Below are 18,865 nucleotides of genomic sequence, written 5' to 3'. Positions count from 1 at the left end.
GTGCGGGTCGGGGTCGACAAGGAGCGGTGCGTGGGCGCGGGCATGTGCGCGCTGACCGCCCCGGACGTGTTCACGCAGGACGACGATGGACTCAGCGAGGTGCTGCCCGGCCGCGCGACGGCGGCCGGGGAGCACCCGCTGGTCAAGGAGGCGGTGCGGGCCTGTCCGGTCGGCGCGGTGTCGCTGGCCGTCGAGGACTGACCCGGCCCCGGTCAGCCGTGCGGCACCACCGCGACCGGGCACGGCGCGTGGTGCAGCACGGCGTGCGCGACGGAGCCGATGCGGGCGCCGACGGCGGTGCGCCGGGCCCGGCGTCCGACGACCAGGAGCTGGGCCCGGGCGGCCACCGACAGGAGCACCTCGCCGGCGCTGCCGATCTCGACGTGCTCGACGACCGGCACGTCGGGGAAGCGCTCCCGCCAGGGCGCGAGCGCCGCGCCGAGCGCCTTCTTCTCGTAGGGCTCGATGCCGCCGGACTCGTCGAGGAGCTGGAGCGAGGCCGGGCTGTAGGCGAACACGGGCGGCAGGCTCCAGGCGCGCACCGCCCGCACCGTCGCGCCGCGGGCGGCCGCGGTGCGGAAGGCGAACTCCAGGGCGTCGGCGCTGTCCTCGGCGTCGCCCTCCTGTCCGACGACGATCTCGCGCCCGGCCGCCTCGCCGCTCGCCTCGTCGGCGGCCCTGACCAGGACCACGGGCCGCTGCGCCGTCGCGACGACCTGCTGGCCGACGGAGCCGAGCAGGAATCCGACGAGGCCGCCGTACCCGCGCGTGCCGAGGACGAGCAGTTCGGCGTCGCGGGCGACGCCGGTCAGGGCCGCGGGGGCGGCGTCGTCGAGGACGTCGATGGTGACGGGCAGTCCCGGGTGGCGCTCGGCGATCTCCTGCTCGGCGTCCTCCAGCAGGTCGTGCGCCCACTGGCCGCGCACCGCCTCGTCGGCGGCGAGCGCGAGGCTCTCCGGCACGGCCTCGCTCACGTGCACCAGCCACAGCGGCAGCTCGCGCCGCACCGCCTCGCGCGCCGCCCAGGCGGCCGCCGCCGCGCTCTCGGGTGATCCGTCCACTCCCGCGGTGATCGGCCGGGCCATGGGACCGCCTCCCTCTTCCGTGCTCCGCACTGTCGGTTGTCGCGCCGTCCGCACCGTCGCGCAGAGCCGCTGCCGTCGATCTTGCCCTACTGCCGGGTTCCTCCCCACCGCAGTCTCGCCGACTCCGCGGCGCCGCGGAGGGCGAAGCGGCCCAAGTGGTCGGGACCCACGGGATGTTCGCGGGAAAACCGACCCGGGCCGGTCAGTCCTCGCCGACGACCTTGCCCGGGTTGAACAGGTCGAGCGGGTCGAGGGTCCGCTTCACGGCGCGCTGCACGGCGAGCACGGCGGGGCCGAGTTCGTCGCGCATGCCGCCGCGCTTGAGCAGCCCCACGCCGTGCTCCCCGGTGACGGTGCCGCCCGCGGCGATCGCGGCCCGCAGGAGCTCCTCGAAGGCGGTCTGCGCGGCGACCCGGGCCGCCTCGTCGCCGGGCTCGGTGATCAGCAGCGGGTGGAGGTTGCCGTCGCCCGCGTGCGCGATGGTGGCGATGCGCACGCCGTGCCGCAGGCCGATCTTCTCGATGGTGGCCAGCATGTCGGGCACGGCGGAGCGCGGCACGCACAGGTCCTCGGTGAGGACCGGGCCGAGCCGTTCCAGCGCCGGATAGGCGAGGCGTCGTACGTCGAACAGGGCCTCGGCCTCGACGGCGTCGGTGGACTGCTCGGCCCAGAGCGCGCCGGCCTCCCGGAACGCGGCGGCCAGGGCGTCGGCCTCGGCGGCGCCCGCGTCGCCGGGGGCGTCGGTCCTGGCGAGCAGCAGCGCCTCGGCGCCGGGCTCGATCCCGAGGTGCTTCCAGTCCTCGACGGCCTGCATGCAGGCCCGGTCGAGCAGTTCCAGGGCGGCCGGGGCCAGCCCGCGGCTCGTGACCAGGGCGACGGCGGCGCCCGCCGCGACCAGGCTGCCGAAGGCGCCGACGACGGTACGGGGTTCCGCCACCGGGGCGGGCCGCAGCTTCAGGGTGATCTCGGTGACGACGCCGAAGGTGCCCTCGGAGCCGACGAACAGGCTCGTCAGGTCGTACCCGGCGACGCCCTTGGTGGTGCGCCGGCCGAGGCGGACGCGGGAGCCGTACGGGCCCGCGGGGCCGCCCATGACGACCTCCATCCCGAGGACGTAGTCGCGGGTGACGCCGTACTTGAGACAGCACAGGCCGCCCGCGTTGGTCGAGACGTTGCCGCCGATGGTGGACCAGGGGGCGCTGGCCGGGTCCGGCGGGTACCACAGGCCGTGCGCGGCGACGGCGGCCTTCAGGTCGTTGTTGACGACGCCGGGCTGGACGACGGCGATCAGGTTCTCGGTGTCGATCTGAAGGATGCCGTTCATCCGCGACACGTCGAGGACGAGGCAGCCGTCGACGGCGTTGGCGCCGCCCGACAGGCCGGTGCCGGCGCCCCGCGTGACCACGGGTATCCGCCGGGCCGCGCACTCGCGGACCACGGCCTGGACCTCGTCGGCCGACGTGGCGCGCACCGCCGCCAGGGGCCTGCCGACCGGTGCCCACTCGGCGTGGTCGTGGCCGAGGGACGCGAGGACGTCCGCGTCGGTGATGAGGGTGCTGTCGGGGAGCGCGGCGGCGAGTTCGCGCACCGCCCCTGCTGCGTCTGCCGTGTCGATGACGTACCTCCTGAGCACATGTGCATGATCGGCGAAATCGCGGGTAGTCGCCGGACACCATGATGGAGCAGGGTGTTGCGCCGGCTCGCGGCGCGGGAGGGACGGTGGATTCCACCATGAGCGGGACGGACGTCACTGCGCACACGACCCGGACCACGGCTGGTGAGGTCTCCGCCTACGACATCCCCGACCCCGGCCGGGTGGCGCCGATGGACGCGCGGGCGCTGTCGCGGCAGTTCTTCCGCCGGCTCGCGGAGCTGGAGGAGGGCACCGCCGAGTACCAGTACACGCGCAACACCCTGATCGAGATGAACATGTCGCTGGTGCGCTTCGCGGCCGGCCGCTTCCGGAACCGGGGCGACTCGACCGGTGACTTCGAGGACATCGTCCAGGTCGGCACGATCGGTCTGATCAAGGCGATCGACCGGTTCGAGATCTCCCGCGAGGTCGAGTTCACCTCGTTCGTGCTGCCCTACATCACCGGTGAGATCAAGCGGTTCTTCCGGGACACGACCTGGGCCGTGCACGTGCCGCGCCGCCTCCAGGAGATGCGGCTGGAGCTGGCGAAGGCCCGCGACGAGCTGTGCAGCCGCCTGGACCGGGAGCCGAGCACCGCCGAGCTGGCCACGCTGATGGGCATCACGGAGAGCCAGGTCGTGGAGGCCCGGCTGGCGTCGAACGGATACACGTCCGCCTCCCTCGACGCGGCGCTGTCCGGCGGCGACGGCGGCCAGGACGGTGAGTCGGTGCTCGCCGACTTCATCGGCGTCGAGGACGGCGCGATGGAGCTCGTCGAGGACTTCCAGGCGCTCGCCCCGCTGCTGGCCGGGCTCGCGGTCCGGGACCGGCAGCTGCTCCACCTGCGGTTCGTCGAGGAGCTGACCCAGGCGGAGATCGGCGAGCGGCTCGGGTACTCGCAGATGCACGTGTCCCGCCTGATCAAGCAGCTGATCTCCCGGCTGCGGTCGGGCATGCTCGCGGAGGCCGACGCCGTCTGAGACGGCTCCCCGGGTGAGGCCTGTCCCCGGCTCCGGCTGAGGCGGCTCCCCGGCCGACGCGGGTCTCCGGCCGACGCGCGTCTCCGGTCGACCGCGGGCCCCCGGCCGAGGCGGTCCTCAGGCGGGCAGGGCGAGCACGGCCTGCACCCGCTTGCCCGCGGGCGTCCGCTCGACCGTGAGCTCGGCGAGGGCGCCCACGATCTCCAGGCCGTGCCCGCCGATGCGTCCCGGGTCCTTGGGGAAGCGCTGCGGCAGATTCGTGCTGGTGTCGCGGACGGTGACCGCGACGTGCCGGGCCGTGCCCTCCAGCTCCAGGACGTAGGGTCCCGCGCTGTGCCGGTCGGCGTTGGTGACGAGTTCGCTCACGACGAGCAGGACGTCACCGGTGACCTGCGCGTCGAGTTCCACGCACCACTCCTGGCGCAGCCGCGTCAGGAAGGCGTGGGTGGCGGCGCGCGCGCCGGATATGCCTCCGGGTCCGCCCGTGTAGTGCGTCACCTGCCGCAGCGGTCCGACCGGTGCCTCGAAGCCCGATCGGATCACTTCTCCGCCCATGCGCTCGGTGTACTCGCTCATCCATGTCTCTCTCGCCGGCCGGCCCGTGTGGCACGGCCCGCAGCCATGCTGATACCCCGACTCGGGCGGGGCAGTCCTGATCGGTCCTGGCGAGTGACCGCATCGGGTTCCGGTCGTTTGACGGTCGTCGACACGTCTCGTGATCCGACGTGTCGACCGGTCCGTACCCCGACCCGAGAGGCCCGATCATGTCCGTCCTTCGAACCAGCCGTCCCCTCAAGCGTACGAGGATAGCCACGGACCTCGCCGAGGCCGCTCTCGTCGCGCAGTACACGGCGCTGGTGCGACTGGCGTACCTCACCCTCCCCGCCGCCCTCTCCCGCCACCGGCGGGTGCTGCTGGCCCACGGAGCGGCGCAGCGGGCGCTGCCCGGGGCGCGCGGCACGCTGGTGCCCCGCCCGCGCGGTCCGCAGGACGGCGACGCCGTCACCGGGGACGCGCTGCGGGTACGGGTGCTGCGCACGGCGCTGTCCGTCGCGCACCGTCCCACCGGCTGGCCCGGCGTCCTGCCGCCGCCGCGGACCCTGGTGCCGAGGCTGCCGGTGGTGTGGGGGCTGCGGCTCTTCCCGCACGCGGGCGGCCCGGAGGAGATCACGCTGGGGCAGGCGCTCGCCGACGCGCCCGCGCCGACGCGTGCCGCGTTCGTGCTGCGCCGTGTCGACGGCCTGCCGGACCAGCGCGCCGCCGCGCTGCTGGAGGCGGCCGGGGTGCCCGACGCCGGGGCGTGCGTGCGGGCGGCCAGGAAGCTGGACTCGGCGGCGGGCAGCGCCGCCGAGGCGCTGCTGCTCTCCCAGGAGTTCGACGCCTGTTCGGTGCAGAGCCGGCCCACCGACCTGGTCCGTCGCGGCCGGCGCAGGCGCGCCGGGTGGCTGGCGGGCGCGGCCGTCGTCGTCGCGCTGACGGCGGTGATCGTGCCGCAGGCCACCGACGGTCCCGGGCGGCCGACGACGTCGGCGCGCGCGGCGACGCCCGGCTATCTCTCCGCCGACCGTCTGGTGCGGGCCGCCCCGGGCCAGTGGGCGGACACCTCCCGCGTCGACTTCACGGCGTGGCCCGCGCGCGGTGGCCGCGCGGACGACGAGGACCTGCTCACGCGCGCGCTCGGCGCGTGGGCCGCGCCCGCCGGTGACGTCCGGGTGACGGCGACGCCCGGCACCCCGTCCGACGCGCCGCCGCGCAGTCCGCAGCTGCTCTTCGCGGGCGATGTCGGCGGCCGCGCCGTGGTGCTGTTCAGCGACGGGGAGCGCCTCGCCCGGTACACCGACGCCGCCGGTGACGCGCCCGCCGCGCTGGACCTGTCCCGGGCGGACGACGCGGACGTCACCACGGCCGCCGTCGTCGTGCTGTCCCGCTCGAAGGGCTCGGCCCGCTATCTGACCGCTCCGTGGGTCGCCGAGTCGACGACCCGTGACCTGCTGCGGCCGAACAGCCCGGCGCGGCCGTTGGACGTGTCCGGCGACGGGGTGACGGACGCGGTGCCGGTGGCCGGGGCGGGTGACTGCGCGCGCCGTCCGGTGCTGCAACTGCGCTCCTCGTCGCGGATCGTGGAGCACCACGCGTTCGTGGTCGCCGATCTCGGCGGGCTCTCCCCCGTGCACCTCACGTACACGCCGCTGCCGGGGCACGGCACTCCCCCGGCGCGGCAGCCGCGCGAGGCGACGAGCAGTCAGGCGCTGCTGGCGTGGGCGCGTGACGCGTGCCGGCTCGGCTCGTGGCGGGGCGGCGCCGTGCGCGCCGTCAACGCGTGGGACTTCGCCGAGCAGGAGCTGCCGGAGGGCGGCGGACACGCGGTGTGGACGTGTGCGCGGGCCACGACCTGGCGGGGCCCCGGTGACGTGGCGCTGCTGCTGCGCGCCCCGGCCGCGTCGCCGACGACGCCGGCCGAGCTGGTGGGCAGCGCGCGGAACACGGCGGCGTGCAGCCGGTTCGGGCAGCACGTGGTGGCGTCGACGCGGTGGAGGTCGCCGCAGGACCACTGGTACCTGGTCGCGGCGGGCAGCCGCGCGGTCGTCGGGATCTCGGCGAGCGGCGCGGTCGACGCCGTCCGCCCCGGACGCACGCTGGCGGTCCGGGCGCCCGAGAGCGGCGCGGTGCGGGTCACGGCGCGGCTGTCCGGCGAAGCCGGCGGGGAACGCCTCTCCGAGGTGGGCGCCGCAGGGCGCTGAAAGCCCCCGGCCACGGGGCCGGGGGCTCTCGGTACAGGGTGGAGCGGTCCGCGCCCGCGCGGGCCGCTCCCCTGTCGTTCAGCCGGAACTGCCCGCGTTCCCGGCCACCACCAGGAACGCGTCCGACTCCAGGTCCATCACCACGCGCGCGGAGCGGCCCTGGGCACGCAGTCGCGCCGCGTACTCCTCGGCCGGCCAGGACCCTCGCGGCGCTCCCGCGGAAAACCGTCGCAACACCTCTGCCCGCATCTCGCCAGCACCTCCACCCGTCGCACTCTCACGGACCGCCCACGCCCTGTGGCGCTCCGTCGTCCCTGTTCTCCGCCTGCCCCCTGCGGTGCGGTACATGCGCGAGGTGTGCGGTGCCGCTCGGTGCACCCGTTCGGACCAGCGACGCATCCGGGGCCGGTCCGCCGGGGGAAGGGCTCAGGAAGGCGTCTGTCCGACGCCTGTCCGCCGTTCCCCCGGGAGTCGTTCCGTGCGTGTCCGTGTCGTCCTGTTCACCTCCGACCTCCGGGTGCACGACCATCCGCCGCTGCGGGCCGCCCTCGACGCGTCCGACGCGGTGGTCCCGCTGTTCGTCCGCGACCGCGGGATCGACGCGGTGTCCTTCACCGTGCCGAACCGGGAGGCCTTCCTCGCGGACTGCCTGCGGGATCTCGACGCGGCGCTGCGCGAGCGCGGCGGGCGGCTGGTCCTGCGGGACGGCGAGGTGGCGGACGAGGTCGCGAAGGTCGTGTCGGAGACCGACGCGTGCGCGGTGCACCTCGCGGGCGGTGTGAGCCGGTACGCGCGGCGGCGCGAGGACGCGCTGCGGACCGCCCTGCGGGGTCTGGGCTGCGAGGTCGTCGTCCACGACGCGGTGGTGACCTGTGTGCCGCCCGGTGAGGTGACGCCGGCGGGCAAGGACCACTTCGCCGTGTTCACCCCGTACCACCGGCACTGGGACCGGCAGCCGGTGCGGTCCGTGGTGCGGGCGCCGCGGGCCGTCGCGGTGCCCGAGGGCGTCGGCTCCGCGCCGCTGCCCGTGCGCGGCGACGTGCCGAGGGTGTCGCCGGGGCTCGCCGAGGGCGGTGAACGGGCGGGCCGGGCGCGGCTCACCGCGTGGCTGCGGTCCGGGATCTCCGCCTACGAGGACGGCCACGACGACATGGCGGGGGACGCCACGTCGAGGCTCTCCCCGCATCTGCACTTCGGCACGATCGGACCGGTCGAGGCGGCGCAGCGGGCCCGGACGGCGGGCGGTCCGGGCGCAGAGGCGTTCGTGCGGCAGCTCGCCTGGCGGGACTTCCACCACCAGGTGCTCGCCGCGCGCCCGGCCGCCGCGCACGCCGACTACCGCACCCGGGGCGACCGCTGGCGCACGGCCCGCGCGGCGGCGGACGACATCGCGGCGTGGCGGGAGGGGCGTACGGGCTATCCGGTGGTGGACGCGGCGATGCGGCAGCTGCGGCACGAGGGCTGGATGCACAACCGGGGCCGGCTGATCGCGTCGTGCTTCCTGGTGAAGACGCTGTACGTGGACTGGCGGGTCGGCGCCCGGCACTTCCTGGACCTGCTGGTGGACGGGGACATGGCGAACAACCAGCTGAACTGGCAGTGGATGGCGGGCACCGGCACGGACAGCCGTCCGAACCGGGTGCTGAATCCGCTGGCGCAGGCCGAGCGGTACGACCCGGACGGCAGCTACGTACGGCGCTGGGTGCCGGAGCTGGCGGAGCTGGCGGGCGCGGCGGTGCACCGCCCGTGGAAACTGAAGGGCGAGGAGCGGGCCGCGTACGACTATCCCGAGCCGATCGTCGACCTGTCGGACGGGCTCGCCCGGTTCAGGCGGGCGCGGGGCCTCGACTGATCTCGGGATACAGCCCGCCGATCTGCGACAGCGCCTCGGGCAGGGTCGTCGGGCGCAGCGCGCCGGGCACGCGGCGGCCCGCCCAGCCGGGGCCGCACAGCATCACGGCGGGTCGGCCGCGGGCCCCGCGCACCCCCCAGTGGGTCTCGGCGAGGTGCCGGGCCAGCGGCAGGCTCGCCGTGGAGCGGGCCTGCGCCCACAGCACGACGACGCGCGGGCCGGTCCTGCGCACGGCGGCGGAGACCGCCTCGACGGGCACGGCGGCCCCGAACATCCGCTGCGGCACGCCGCGTTCGGCCAGCGCGGCGCTCAGCGCCTCCAGCGGCAGGACGTGCTGCTCGGCGGGTACGCAGGCGAGCACGAGGGGCGGCAGCGCGGACGCCGGGGCGACGGGGACGGCCTGGTGCAGGGCGCGGGAGACGTGCCAGGACAGCAGGTGCTCGACCTCCACGTACCGGTCGCCCGCCTCCTCCCACTTGCGGCCCACGGCGTGCAGCACCGGCACCATCACCTCCTGCCAGGCGCGGGCGAGGCCGTAGGTCCGCACGGCCTCGGTCAACAGGCCGTGCACCGTGGGCGCGTCGAGCCGGGTCGCGGCGCGCGAGATGCCCCGGCACAGCCGCTGCGGCGAGGCGGGCGCGGGAGTCCCGGCCGGGGGGCCGTCCGGCCGGGCCGGGGCGGACTCCGCCGCCAGGCGTTCGCGGGCCAGCCGTGCGGCCTCCGCGGGCGCCAGGCCGGTGGTGGTGAGGCGGCACATCTCCTCGACGACGGCGACGTCCTCGGCCGTCCAGCGCCGGTGGCGGCCCGTGGGCCGCCGGACGGGTCCCAGGCCGTAGCGCCGGTCCCAGCTGCGCAGCGTGGTCGGGGAGACCCCGAGCCGCCGCGCGAGGGTTCCCGTGGTGACACCGGGCGCCTCGGGTGACGGTCGCGCCCGCCGTGCCGGTGCCCCCTCGTCCATCGGCTCACGATACGACGCACAACCGATGCGGGTTGCCGGTACGGCGAAGCGCTTTCCAGGATGACCGGATCTCGGCCGGAAGGCCCCGCCCGGCGGTCCGGCCGGGGCCGTCCCGAGGCGGGTCCACGACCGTTTCCAGGAGTTGACGAGACATCGATGAGCGCAGCGGTGCCCGGGCGCGTCCCCGATCCGCGTACGGCGTCGGAGGCCGTGCTGGCCGACGGTCTCGCGGCCGGCGATCCCGCGTGTCTGGCCGAGGTCTACCGGCGCTGGGCGCCCCTCGTGCACCGGCTCGCCGGGCGGGCGCTCGGCGACACCGCCGACGCCGAGGACGTGGTGCAGCAGGTGTTCCTGGCGGCGTGGCGCGGCCGCTCCGGCTACCGGCCGCAGCTCGGCTCGACGGCGGCGTGGCTGACGGGCATCGCCCGGCACCGGATCGCGGACGCGCTCGCGGGCCGCGCGCGGCGCGCGGCCCTCGTGGAGCTGGCGGCCTCCCGTCACCCGGCCGTCGGCGTGTGGCACGGGGACCCGGTGCTCGACCGGATCGTGCTGACCCAGGAGCTGGCGCGGCTCCCGGTGCCGCAGCGCACCGTGCTGTGCCTCGCGTTCTACGAGGACCTGACGCAGCCGCAGATCGCGGAGCGCACCGGCTGGCCGCTGGGCACGGTCAAGAGCCATGCCCGGCGCGGGATGCGGCGGTTGAGCCTGCGGCTCGGGCCCGTCCGGGGACGCGGCTGAGAACGCCCGGGGGAATCGGCGGCCTCGTGCATCCGGAGCGAGGGCCCGCGGCGAAGAAGTCATGCGCCGCAGGCGGCCCGGACCCCGCCGTCTGACGGTTCCGCGGCGGGAGGGCGTCGCGCGGCGGACGCGTCCCGGGTCCTGCGGCGGGCGCCGGTGGGGCCGTACGGCTAGGCTTGATGATCATGAATGCGCCTTCTGTCCAGTTCCGTGACGTCCCCGAGTCGGAGATCGCGCGCGCCCTGGCCCTCGCCTATCTCGTCTTCCACGAGAACCCCGGGAGCGCCCAGCGGCGCCGGCACGAGAAGCTGCTCGCCGGCTGCCTGCGGATCGGCGCCTACGACGGTGCCGAGCTGGTGGGTTTCGCGGCGGCGCACCCCTTCGCCCTGTCCGTGCCCGGAGGCGGTGAACTGTCGTGCCCCGGGCTGACGTTCGTGTCCGTGGCCCCGACGCACCGGCGCCGCGGTGTGCTGACGGGGATGATCCGCGAGCTGTTCGCCCGCTGCGCGGACCAGGGGGCGCCACTGGTCGCCCTGTGGGCCTCGGAGGCGTCGATCTACGGCCGGTTCGGCTTCGGCCCGGGGACGTACGGCACGACGGTGGAGATCGACGCGCGCCGTCCGCTCGCCCTGCGCATCGCGCCGGACCCCCGTCCCCTGCGTCTGGTCGACCCGGAGGCCGCACCCGAGGTGCTCGGCCCGTACTTCGAGGGGACCAGGGCGCATCGTGCCGGGCGGCTCGCGCGCACCCGGGACTGGTGGCGCGAGGAGTGGCTGCTGGAGAAGGACGAGGAGGACGAGGAGTTCTCGCCGGCCCGGGTCGTGGCGCTCGGCGAGCCGCTCGCCGGGTACGCGATCTACCGCACGAAGCCGGGTGACGCGGCGTCGCAGGCGGGGGGCCAGGTGCGGGTGGACGAGCTGGAGGCGGACTCGCCGCGGGTCGCGGCGGCGCTGTGGGCCTATCTGGCCGGGATCGACCTGACGGACCGGGTGCGGGCGTGGGGACGCCCGCTCGACGACCCGCTGCCGCTGTTCGCCCAGGACCGGGACCAGGTCCGGGTCACCGAGGAGTTCCCGGCGCTGTGGGTGCGGCTCGTGGACGTCCGCGCGGCGCTCGCGGCCCGCTCCTGGGCCGCGCCGGTGGACGTGGTCCTCGCGGTGCGCGATGCGCGGCTGCCCGCCAACGACGGCACGTTCCGGCTGACCGCCTCCCCCGACGGCTTCTCCTACGCTCCCGCCGCGCAGGCCCCGGACCTCTCCCTGGAGGTGCGGGACCTGGCGAGCGCCTTCCTGGGAGCGGTGACCGTGCACGCCCTGGTGGCGGCGGGTCTGGTGGTCGAGCACACCCCGGGCGCGGCGCCGATGCTCGACGCCGCGCTGTCCGTGGGGTCGCTGCCGCACACGGCGGACGCGTTCTGAACTCCCCCCTTCTGCGAGGGGGGGTTCAGGTGCGGTGCGGTGTCAGCACGCCATCTTCCAGGTGTGCGAGTCGCCGCTGTCGTTGCCCCAGCTGTCGGAGGGGATCTCCTGGCCGGGCGCGAGACAGACGGTGCCGAACCCGACCAGCCCGGGGTTCTCGTAGACCTGGACGTGGTCCTTGATGCCCGGCCCCGAGATGCCGTGGTTGGCCCAGGAGGAGTCCTCGTCCTGGATGCCGGGCTCCCAGTCGTGGTCGTCACCGGACCAGTTCCAGCGCATGCCGGTGTAGTTGGCGTCGGTCCAGGCGCAGAACTCGCCGCTGGGGCACTGGGCGGCGTACGCGGTGGTGGTGACGGCCGCGCCGCCGAGGGCGAGAACGGCGGCGGCGAGCAGGGCGAGCGGATGCTTCACGGATGTCCTCCGGTGGTGTGGGGGGTGGTGTGAGGGGTGGTGTGGGGGGTGGCGCGCAGGATCCGCGCCGAGGTGTCGAGCGCGTGGGCGCGCAGGTGCCGCCATGCGGTCAGGTCGGCCCGGTGCCGCGCGCGCACGGCGGCCAGGGAGCTGTGCCGGTAGGCGGCTTCGGGCTTGAGGTTGTTGACGACGGTCGAGACGCGGAACCAGCGCTCCTGGTCGCCGTAGAGGGTGCGCTGGGCCGTGGCGAGGCAGCCGTCGGTGTGGGCGCGGACGGGGACGCCGTTCGCCAGCGTCAGGGACAGTTCGGCGGGCGGCCGGCCGAACAGGGCGTCGGCGACACGCTCTTCCTCGGCCGCGCTCCCCGCACGCCGGTCCGGCCGGGGCGGGGTGAGGCCCCGGCCGGTCAGGCAGCGGTCGGTGAGCACCTGCTGGGCGGCCCTGATGGTGTCGTCGGGCGACCCGGCGGGACCGGCACCCGGGCGGCTCGCGCAGCCGGCGAGCAGCAGGGCGCCCGCGGCGAGGGCGAGCGTCCGGGCGAGGGGATGAGGGATCATGGCCGGTTCAGCCCCGCTCGCATCCCATCGTGGTGTCGCTGACGCCGTCGAGCTTTCCGGCCCACTCCCAGTTCTCGGAGTAGTCGTCGCGCCGGATCTCCCGGTAGAGGCAGCCGGACGTGGTGTAACTGATGGCGTAGACGCTGCCGGCCACGCGGGAATCGAAGGAGGCGGCGTGGCGCTGGGTGCCGTTCTCCGCCTCCGCGTATCCGGGTGGCGCATAACACCAGGCCTGACCGTGCTGGCCGGGTGCGGTCCAGAAGCAGACCTGGCCGGGTCCTTTGGCGGCCTGGGCGCCGGACGCGGCCGGCAGGAGTGCGGTCGCGGCGGTGAACAGCGCGACGGCGAATGCGGATCTGAGTCTCATGCGGGCGGCCCCGAGGTAGTGGTTCTCACTGCGTGGGGCCACCCTCCCCGGGTCCGGGCGGCCGCACGCCCGCATTCACCCGTGGCGGCGATTAGTCATGTCATACCGACGCGGACACGGGGGCATCGGCGTGGGGCAGGGTGCGGGCCATGCGCAGGGCGTCCACGGACTCGGCGAGGAGTTCGTACTCCGTGGTCTCGTCGCGGGTGGCGACGCGGACGAGACGGCCGCCCGCGAGCTCCTCGGCGACGCGCTCCTGGTGCTCGGTGTCCGCGCACCAGGCCCGCAGCAGGGCGGGCACGTCGGGGGCGTCGTCGGCGAGCGGCATCAGGGCGCCCTCGGGCAGGTGCGGCAGCTCGGGGCGGGGGTCGAGGCGCTCGGCGATCCAGGTGGCGCGGTCGCGCAGCCACCACAGCGCGAGGGGGAGGGTCGGGGCACGATAGGTACCGAGGGGCACACCCACGCGCTGTCCTCCGCATATTCCGTAAGCGGTGACATGGCACAGGAATTCGTCGTGCACGATCTCCCCCATTGTCTGGAGTCTTTGATCATTTGCGCGGTGGCGCGTGATCAGTAATCGAGCCGTACGGCAGGAGGGGCCGGTCAAAGGGTCTTCCGGCTCCCGCGGGCCGCCGATTCCGAACAATGTTCAACCGTCCCACTTGTCGAGTATCGGCACTCACAGCCCGCTGTCACCACGCTTTTCACGCCAGTCTTCCGGCATATTCGCGCGTCCCGTTGGCCGAAATGCGCCACGTCGACGACACTGCACACCATGCACTCACCTGACGTACTCATTGAGGGTTACAACCGCATTAAGGAAGAGGTGCACGCGGCCGTCGACGGGCTTTCCCCGGAGCAGCTGCACGCCCGTCCGGGGAAGGGGGCGAATTCCATCGCCTGGCTGATCTGGCACCTCACGCGCGTGCAGGACGACCATGTCGCCGAGGCCGCCGGGAACGACCAGGCGTGGCTGGCGCAGGGCTGGGCCGAGCGCTTCGATCTGCCGCTGCCGGAGACGGACACCGGGTACGGGCACTCGGCGAAGGAGGTCGGTCAGGTGCGGGTCCCCTCCGGGGAGCTGCTGGTCGACTACTACGACGCGGTGCACGAGCGGACGCTGGCCTACGTGTCCGCGCTCACGGCCGCCGATCTGGACCGGGTGGTCGACGAGGGCTGGGATCCGCCGGTGACCCTGGGGGTGCGCCTGGTGAGCGTCCTCACGGACGATCTCCAGCACGTGGGACAGGCCGCCTACGCGCGCGGGCTGCTCTGACCGGCCACGGCCCGGCGGGTCGCACGGACCCCCTCGCGCGACGGCGCCGGACACCTCGTCCGGCGCCGTCGTCGTGCGCCGTGAACTCCTCATGCCTCCAGAGGTCTTGACAACGAGAATGGTCTGGACCAACTTTGGCGCACGGCATCGGTGGCCACCGTCGTCCGCATCCGCCCTACTCCTCTCCCCCGGAGGCATCCTGTGGACCGTGCACGTCATGGCAGATCCGGCGCACCCCGGCGCCTCGCCGCCGCGCTCGCCGTCACCTCGGCGGCCGCGCTCGGCGTGACCGCGCTCGCCGCACCCGCCCAGGCCGCCGACGTCAACGTCGCCAAGAACGCCGGCTTCGAGTCGGACCTGAGCAACTGGACCTGTACCGCGGGCAGCGGTGCCACCGTCTCCTCCCCCGTGCACGGCGGCGCCAAGGCGCTGAAGGCCACCCCGGCGGGCCAGGACACCGCCCAGTGCGCCCAGACCGTCGCGGTGAAGCCCAACTCGACCTACACCCTGAGCAGTTGGGTGCAGGGCAGCTACGTGTACCTCGGCGCGAGCGGCACCGGGACCACCGACGTGTCCACGTGGACGCCGGGCGCCTCCTCCTGGCAGCAGCTGACCACCAGCTTCAAGACCGGCGCGAACACCACGTCGGTCACGGTCTACACGCACGGCTGGTACGGGCAGGGCGCGTACTACGTCGACGACGTGAACGTCTTCGGCCCCGACGGGGGCGGCGGCAGCGACCCCGTGGTGGTCCCGGGCACGCCGTCCGGACTCGCGGCGGGCGCCACCACGACCACCTCGGTGGACCTGTCGTGGACGCCGGTCTCCGGCGCGACGGGCTACAACGTCTACCGGGGCGGCACCAAGGTCGCCTCGACCACGGGCGCCTCCACCACGGTCACCGGCCTCACCGCCGACACCTCGTACAGCTTCCAGGTCAGCGCCACGAACGCGGCCGGCGAGTCCGCGAAGTCGACCGCCGTGAGCGCGCGGACGGCGGCCACCGGGGGCGGCACCGGGGGCGGCGGCACCGTGCCCAAGCACGCGCTGACCGGCTACTGGCAGAACTTCAACAACGGCGCGGCCGTGCAGAAGCTGCGCGACGTCTCCGCGCAGTACGACATCATCGCGGTGTCGTTCGCCGACGCGACGACCACACCCGGCCAGATCACCTTCAACCTGGACCCGGCCGTCGGATACTCCTCCGCCGCCGACTTCAAGGCGGACATCGCGGCCAAGCACACGGCCGGCAAGTCGGTGATCCTGTCCGTCGGCGGTGAGAAGGGCAGCATCTCGGTCAACAGCGACGCCTCCGCGACGGCGTTCGCCAACAGCGCCTACGCGCTCATGCAGGAGTACGGCTTCGACGGCGTCGACATCGACCTGGAGAACGGCCTCAACTCCACCTACATGACGAAGGCGCTGCGGGCGCTGGCGGCGAAGGCGGGCTCCAAGTTCGTCCTGACGATGGCGCCGCAGACCATCGACATGCAGTCCACGTCCGGCGAGTACTTCAAGACGGCGCTGAACGTGAAGGACATCCTCACGGTCGTCAACATGCAGTACTACAACAGCGGTTCGATGCTCGGCTGCGACGGCAAGGTCTACAGCCAGGGCTCGGTGGACTTCCTCACCGCGCTCGCCTGCATCCAGCTGGAGGGCGGCCTCGACCCGTCGCAGGTCGGGCTCGGTGTCCCGGCCTCCACGCGCGGCGCGGGCAGCGGCTACGTCGACCCGTCCGTGGTGAACAACGCGCTCGACTGCCTCGCCAAGGGCACCGGCTGCGGCTCGTTCAAGCCCGCGAAGACCTACCCGGGGCTGCGCGGCGCGATGACCTGGTCCACCAACTGGGACGCCACGGCGGGCAACGCGTGGTCCAACTCGGTCGGACCGAAGGTGCACAGCCTGCCGTAGCGACGGCGCACGCGGTCAGCCGCCCAGGAAGAGCATCGTCCCGTCGGGCCCCAGGGCCTCCACGCGGGCGCCGTGCTCGACCGTGCGGCTGACCGTGCAGTACTTCTCATGGGTCAGGCGGACACCGCGCTCGAAGGTGTCCGCCGCCGCCGTGTCCCCCTCCGGCAGGGCGAGTTCATAGCTGACCCGGACCGCGCCGACCCGGCCGTCGTCCTCGGGCCGGGAGACCGACTCGACGACGATGCGCAGGTCGTCGTGGGGGACGGTGCGCGCGGTGCGGTCGACGACGAGGCCGCCGCAGCCGCCGAGCGCGGCGAGCAGGAGTTCCACGGGGGTGAAGGACGGCTGGGCGCCCTCGGCGTCGGCGGGGGCGATGCGGACCTCGGCGCCCCGGTCGTTGCGCGCGGTCCAGTCGCGCTCGCCGTTGCGTACGGTTTCGATGCGGTAGTCGGCCATGGCGGAACCGTAACCAGGCCCGGGCCGCACACGGCGCAGGCGGCACCGGCGCGGCGCACCGCCCCCGCGGCGGACCCCCGGCGGCCAGGGCCCCGGCGATCGGGGCCCCCGACGGTCAGGGTCACCGGCGGTCAGGGTCACCGGCGGTCAGGGCCCCTGGACGTCGCCCCGGGTGGACGAGGCGAGCGTGTCGCGGTGGGCGAAGTCGCCGGGCGGGATGCCCGGGTGGTGCCCGGCCCCCGCCGCGGCGGACGGGGTGGCCGCGGGCCCCAGGGTGAGCCGGGAGACGATGCGGTAGCGGTCGCCGCGGTACAGCGAGTGGACGTACTCGACGGGCCGGCCGGTGGTGTCGGAGGTGAGCCGCTCGAACAGCAGGGCCGGCGACAGCTCCGGCACGTCCAGGAGATCCGCCTCCGCGCGGCTGACGACGGTCGGCTCGATCGCCTGGGTCGCTTCGCGGACGTGAACGTCGTGATGGGCCCGCAGATGCTCGTACAGGTCGCCGCTCTCCAGCTCCTGCGCGCTGAGGCCCGGGACCAGTTCGGCGGCGATGTGCAGGTGCTCGATGGCCATGGGCGCGCCGTCGACGAGCCGCAGCCGGGCCACGTACACGATCTTCGCGGCCGGTGACAGGCGCAGCCTGCGGCCCACCCGGGCGCCCGCCGGGATCGTGGTGAACTCCAGGAGCCGGCTGGACCAGGCGCCCGCGGCCTGGGGCACCGTCAGCGCCTGTTCCTGCGCGACGAGTTCCTGGGTGATCTTCTCGGGGGCGACGAACATGCCGCGGCCGTGTTCGCGGACGAGAAGACCGGCGGCGACGAGTTCGTCGACCGCGGCGCGCAGGGTGGGCCGGGAGACCCCGAGCCGGGCGCAGAGCGTGCGCTCGGACGGGATCGGGTCCCCGGGGCGCTGCGACTCGATCAGTTCGAGGATGTGGTCGCGCACCCGCTCCCGCTTCAGCACCGCTCCCGGGGTGCCTGCGTTCACCTCGGCGTTCACTCCCGCCCCCTCATGTCGTACGACCAGTGACCTGACCAGTTCACCACGCGCCTCCTTTGATCGACAACTCCCCGCTGGGAACTGGGGGGTTGACGCGCTCAGAGGTCTATGCCAGCTTTCTCCACCATCAGAGGTCACCTGACCAGTTGGAGAACTGGTCAGGTCAGGCGCCCCAGAGGTGAATCGTGAAGTTCCGCTTGCTCGCCGGTGTGTCCGCGCTCGTCGCGGTGGCCGGACTCAGTGCCTGTAGTTCGTCCGACTCCGCCGACGGCGGGTCCGGCGACGGCGGCCGGACCACTCTCGACGTGTGGCTGATGCGCGACAGCGTCTCGGCCGCCTTCCAGAAGGACTTCGAGAAGGGCTTCGAGGCCGCGCACCCCGACATCGACGTGCGCATCCAGATCCAGGAGTGGGACGGCATCGGGGAGAAGGTCACGGCCGCCCTCGCCAGCAACGACGCGCCCGACGTCATCGAGACCGGCAACACCCAGGTCGCCCAGTTCGCCCAGAGCGGCGGCCTGCTCGACCTGAGCGGCAAGGTCGACGACCTCGGCGGCAAGGACTGGCTGAAGGGGCTCGCCGAGCCCGGCGCCTACGAGGGCAAGCAGTACGGGATCCCGTACTACGCGGCGAACCGGGTCGTCGTCTACCGCAAGGACCTGTTCGCGAAGGCCGGCGTCGACCCCGCGAAGATCAAGACCCGTGAGCAGTGGATCGCCGCGACCCGCTCGCTCGACAAGGGCTCCGAGCAGGGGATCTATCTGCCCGGCCAGAACTGGTACACCCTGTCGGGCTTCGTCTGGGACGAGGGCGGCGACCTCGCCACCGAGTCCGGCGGCACGTGGAAGGGCGCCCTGGACTCCCCCGAGGCGCTGCGCGCGATGGCCTTCTACAAGAAGCTCCAGGCGCTCGGCAAGGGCCCGAAGGACTCGGACGAGGCGCAGCCGCCGCAGGCCGAGGTGATGGCCAAGGGGCAGGTGGCGCAGATCATCAGCGTGCCCGGCGGCGCCGCGGTGGTCGCCCAGAACAACCCGGAGCTGAAGGGCAAGCTGGGCTTCTTCCCGATCCCCGGCAAGAGCGCGGACACGCCCGGCGCGGTGTTCACCGGCGGATCCGACCTCGTGGTGCCGACCGTGTCGCAGCACCACGACGCCGCGTACACCTTCGTCAAGGAGCTGACCGGCGACACCTGGCAGAAGAAGCTCGCCCTCGCGATGAGCTACGTCCCGAACAAGACGACGCTGGCCGGCGCCGTCGCCAAGGACCCGGGCGCCTCGACGATGGCGGTCGGCGCGGCCGTCGGGCACGCGACGCCGAACACACCGGAGTGGGCGGCCGTCGAGGCGAAGAACCCGATCAAGGACTACATGACGGCCGTGCTGGCGGGCGGGGACCCGCGGCGGGAGGCGAAGAAGGCGTCCGACGCCATCACCGCGGCGATGTCCTCCGGTTCGTGACCGCCGGCCGCCCCGACCGCCTT

At 74.1% G+C, this 18,865-nt stretch carries 20 protein-coding genes; 9 read left to right on the top strand and 11 right to left on the bottom strand.

Going from position 1 to position 18,865, the window contains the following annotated elements; all coding sequences use genetic code 11:
* Nucleotides 1–201 carry a ferredoxin gene (locus ACIP5K_RS19940; RefSeq protein ID WP_401411365.1) on the top strand — a complete coding sequence of 67 codons (201 nt, stop codon included), beginning with the start codon at nt 1–3 and terminating at the stop codon, nt 199–201.
* Nucleotides 202–212: 11 nt separating this feature from the next.
* Here the strand turns inward: ACIP5K_RS19940 and ACIP5K_RS19935 are convergent, their stop codons facing one another.
* Complete coding sequence (locus ACIP5K_RS19935; protein ID WP_401411198.1) at nt 213–1,085, bottom strand: universal stress protein; 873 nt, start codon at nt 1,083–1,085, stop codon at nt 213–215.
* A gap of 202 nt (nt 1,086–1,287) precedes the next feature.
* Nucleotides 1,288–2,718, bottom strand: coding sequence for an FAD-binding oxidoreductase (locus ACIP5K_RS19930; protein WP_401411196.1), 1,431 nt, complete (start codon nt 2,716–2,718; stop codon nt 1,288–1,290).
* Nucleotides 2,719–2,816: 98 nt separating this feature from the next.
* On the opposite strand from ACIP5K_RS19930, the gene ACIP5K_RS19925 reads away from it, so the two are divergent.
* Nucleotides 2,817–3,698 carry a SigB/SigF/SigG family RNA polymerase sigma factor gene (locus tag ACIP5K_RS19925; protein WP_401411194.1) on the top strand — a complete coding sequence of 294 codons (882 nt, stop codon included), beginning with the start codon at nt 2,817–2,819 and terminating at the stop codon, nt 3,696–3,698.
* Between the two features lie 117 nt (nt 3,699–3,815).
* Here ACIP5K_RS19925 and ACIP5K_RS19920 read toward each other — a convergent pair whose 3' ends face one another.
* Nucleotides 3,816–4,274, bottom strand: a complete 459-nt coding sequence (locus ACIP5K_RS19920; RefSeq protein ID WP_401411192.1) for an ATP-binding protein — start codon at nt 4,272–4,274, stop codon at nt 3,816–3,818.
* A gap of 188 nt (nt 4,275–4,462) precedes the next feature.
* Here ACIP5K_RS19920 and ACIP5K_RS19915 point away from each other — a divergent pair, with 188 nt between their 5' ends.
* Nucleotides 4,463–6,439, top strand: coding sequence for a hypothetical protein (locus ACIP5K_RS19915; RefSeq protein WP_401411190.1), 1,977 nt, complete (start codon nt 4,463–4,465; stop codon nt 6,437–6,439).
* 78 nt (nt 6,440–6,517) lie between these two features.
* On the opposite strand, the gene ACIP5K_RS19910 is transcribed toward ACIP5K_RS19915, so the two are convergent.
* Nucleotides 6,518–6,676, bottom strand: a complete 159-nt coding sequence (locus ACIP5K_RS19910; RefSeq protein ID WP_401411378.1) for a hypothetical protein — start codon at nt 6,674–6,676, stop codon at nt 6,518–6,520.
* A 241-nt stretch (nt 6,677–6,917) separates the two neighbouring features.
* Here ACIP5K_RS19910 and ACIP5K_RS19905 point away from each other — a divergent pair, with 241 nt between their 5' ends.
* A complete protein-coding gene (locus ACIP5K_RS19905; protein ID WP_401411188.1) occupies nt 6,918–8,291 on the top strand; it encodes a cryptochrome/photolyase family protein in 1,374 nt (457 codons plus the stop codon).
* Here the strand turns inward: ACIP5K_RS19905 and ACIP5K_RS19900 are convergent.
* Complete coding sequence (locus ACIP5K_RS19900; protein WP_401411186.1) at nt 8,266–9,249, bottom strand: MerR family transcriptional regulator; 984 nt, start codon at nt 9,247–9,249, stop codon at nt 8,266–8,268. The two genes, ACIP5K_RS19905 and ACIP5K_RS19900, sit on opposite strands and share 26 nt — an antisense overlap.
* 156 nt (nt 9,250–9,405) lie before the next feature.
* Between ACIP5K_RS19900 and ACIP5K_RS19895 the strand changes: the two genes are divergently transcribed.
* A complete protein-coding gene (locus ACIP5K_RS19895) occupies nt 9,406–9,987 on the top strand; it encodes an RNA polymerase sigma factor (protein WP_401411185.1) in 582 nt (193 codons plus the stop codon).
* 185 nt (nt 9,988–10,172) lie between these two features.
* Nucleotides 10,173–11,405 carry a GNAT family N-acetyltransferase gene (locus tag ACIP5K_RS19890; protein ID WP_401411182.1) on the top strand — a complete coding sequence of 411 codons (1,233 nt, stop codon included), beginning with the start codon at nt 10,173–10,175 and terminating at the stop codon, nt 11,403–11,405.
* 42 nt (nt 11,406–11,447) lie between these two features.
* On the opposite strand, the gene ACIP5K_RS19885 is transcribed toward ACIP5K_RS19890, so the two are convergent.
* The 4 genes from ACIP5K_RS19885 to ACIP5K_RS19870 form a co-directional block, all read right to left on the bottom strand.
* Complete coding sequence (locus ACIP5K_RS19885; protein WP_401411180.1) at nt 11,448–11,816, bottom strand: peptidase inhibitor family I36 protein; 369 nt, start codon at nt 11,814–11,816, stop codon at nt 11,448–11,450.
* Entirely contained in the window at nt 11,813–12,373 is a 561-nt protein-coding gene (locus tag ACIP5K_RS19880) for a hypothetical protein (protein WP_401411178.1), read from the bottom strand. The genes ACIP5K_RS19885 and ACIP5K_RS19880 overlap by 4 nt, the downstream gene beginning before the upstream one ends.
* A gap of 7 nt (nt 12,374–12,380) precedes the next feature.
* The gene (locus tag ACIP5K_RS19875; RefSeq protein ID WP_401411177.1) at nt 12,381–12,740 is read right to left on the bottom strand and encodes a hypothetical protein; all 360 of its coding nucleotides are present in this window, start codon (nt 12,738–12,740) and stop codon (nt 12,381–12,383) included.
* 100 nt (nt 12,741–12,840) lie between these two features.
* Nucleotides 12,841–13,260, bottom strand: a complete 420-nt coding sequence (locus tag ACIP5K_RS19870) for a hypothetical protein (RefSeq protein WP_401411363.1) — start codon at nt 13,258–13,260, stop codon at nt 12,841–12,843.
* Nucleotides 13,261–13,515: 255 nt separating this feature from the next.
* Here ACIP5K_RS19870 and ACIP5K_RS19865 point away from each other — a divergent pair, with 255 nt between their 5' ends.
* Nucleotides 13,516–14,016, top strand: a complete 501-nt coding sequence (locus tag ACIP5K_RS19865) for a DinB family protein (RefSeq protein ID WP_401411175.1) — start codon at nt 13,516–13,518, stop codon at nt 14,014–14,016.
* Between the two features lie 201 nt (nt 14,017–14,217).
* On the top strand, nt 14,218–15,930 hold the full coding sequence (locus ACIP5K_RS19860) for a chitinase (protein WP_401411174.1): 1,713 nt from the start codon (nt 14,218–14,220) through the stop codon (nt 15,928–15,930).
* A 15-nt stretch (nt 15,931–15,945) separates the two neighbouring features.
* Here ACIP5K_RS19860 and ACIP5K_RS19855 read toward each other — a convergent pair whose 3' ends face one another.
* Both ACIP5K_RS19855 and ACIP5K_RS19850 read right to left on the bottom strand, forming a co-directional pair.
* Nucleotides 15,946–16,386, bottom strand: a complete 441-nt coding sequence (locus tag ACIP5K_RS19855) for an OsmC family protein (RefSeq protein ID WP_401411172.1) — start codon at nt 16,384–16,386, stop codon at nt 15,946–15,948.
* A 147-nt stretch (nt 16,387–16,533) separates the two neighbouring features.
* The gene (locus ACIP5K_RS19850; protein WP_401411170.1) at nt 16,534–17,373 is read right to left on the bottom strand and encodes a GntR family transcriptional regulator; all 840 of its coding nucleotides are present in this window, start codon (nt 17,371–17,373) and stop codon (nt 16,534–16,536) included.
* Nucleotides 17,374–17,570: 197 nt separating this feature from the next.
* On the opposite strand from ACIP5K_RS19850, the gene ACIP5K_RS19845 reads away from it, so the two are divergent.
* On the top strand, nt 17,571–18,842 hold the full coding sequence (locus ACIP5K_RS19845; RefSeq protein ID WP_401411168.1) for an extracellular solute-binding protein: 1,272 nt from the start codon (nt 17,571–17,573) through the stop codon (nt 18,840–18,842).
* The last annotated feature ends 23 nt before the right edge of the window (nt 18,843–18,865 follow it).

Origin of the sequence: Streptomyces sp. NPDC088785, from assembly GCF_044750685.1 — a bacterium.
Classification (GTDB): Bacteria; Actinomycetota; Actinomycetes; order Streptomycetales; family Streptomycetaceae; genus Streptomyces.
This window is presented reverse-complemented; position numbering and strand designations above follow the sequence as displayed.

Excerpts from the sequence above, each read along its gene's own strand:
- ACIP5K_RS19920 (WP_401411192.1), bottom strand. The coding sequence starts at position 4,274 with ATGAGCGAGTACACCGAGCGCATGGGCGGAGAAGTGATCCGATCGGGC.
- ACIP5K_RS19915 (WP_401411190.1), top strand. The coding sequence starts at position 4,463 with ATGTCCGTCCTTCGAACCAGCCGTCCCCTCAAGCGTACGAGGATAGCC.
- ACIP5K_RS19900 (WP_401411186.1), bottom strand. The coding sequence starts at position 9,249 with ATGGACGAGGGGGCACCGGCACGGCGGGCGCGACCGTCACCCGAGGCG.
- ACIP5K_RS19855 (WP_401411172.1), bottom strand. The coding sequence starts at position 16,386 with ATGGCCGACTACCGCATCGAAACCGTACGCAACGGCGAGCGCGACTGG.
- ACIP5K_RS19925 (WP_401411194.1), top strand. The coding sequence starts at position 2,817 with ATGAGCGGGACGGACGTCACTGCGCACACGACCCGGACCACGGCTGGT.
- ACIP5K_RS19875 (WP_401411177.1), bottom strand. The coding sequence starts at position 12,740 with ATGAGACTCAGATCCGCATTCGCCGTCGCGCTGTTCACCGCCGCGACC.
- ACIP5K_RS19890 (WP_401411182.1), top strand. The coding sequence starts at position 10,173 with ATGAATGCGCCTTCTGTCCAGTTCCGTGACGTCCCCGAGTCGGAGATC.
- ACIP5K_RS19935 (WP_401411198.1), bottom strand. The coding sequence starts at position 1,085 with ATGGCCCGGCCGATCACCGCGGGAGTGGACGGATCACCCGAGAGCGCG.
- ACIP5K_RS19865 (WP_401411175.1), top strand. The coding sequence starts at position 13,516 with ATGCACTCACCTGACGTACTCATTGAGGGTTACAACCGCATTAAGGAA.
- ACIP5K_RS19880 (WP_401411178.1), bottom strand. The coding sequence starts at position 12,373 with ATGATCCCTCATCCCCTCGCCCGGACGCTCGCCCTCGCCGCGGGCGCC.
- ACIP5K_RS19895 (WP_401411185.1), top strand. The coding sequence starts at position 9,406 with ATGAGCGCAGCGGTGCCCGGGCGCGTCCCCGATCCGCGTACGGCGTCG.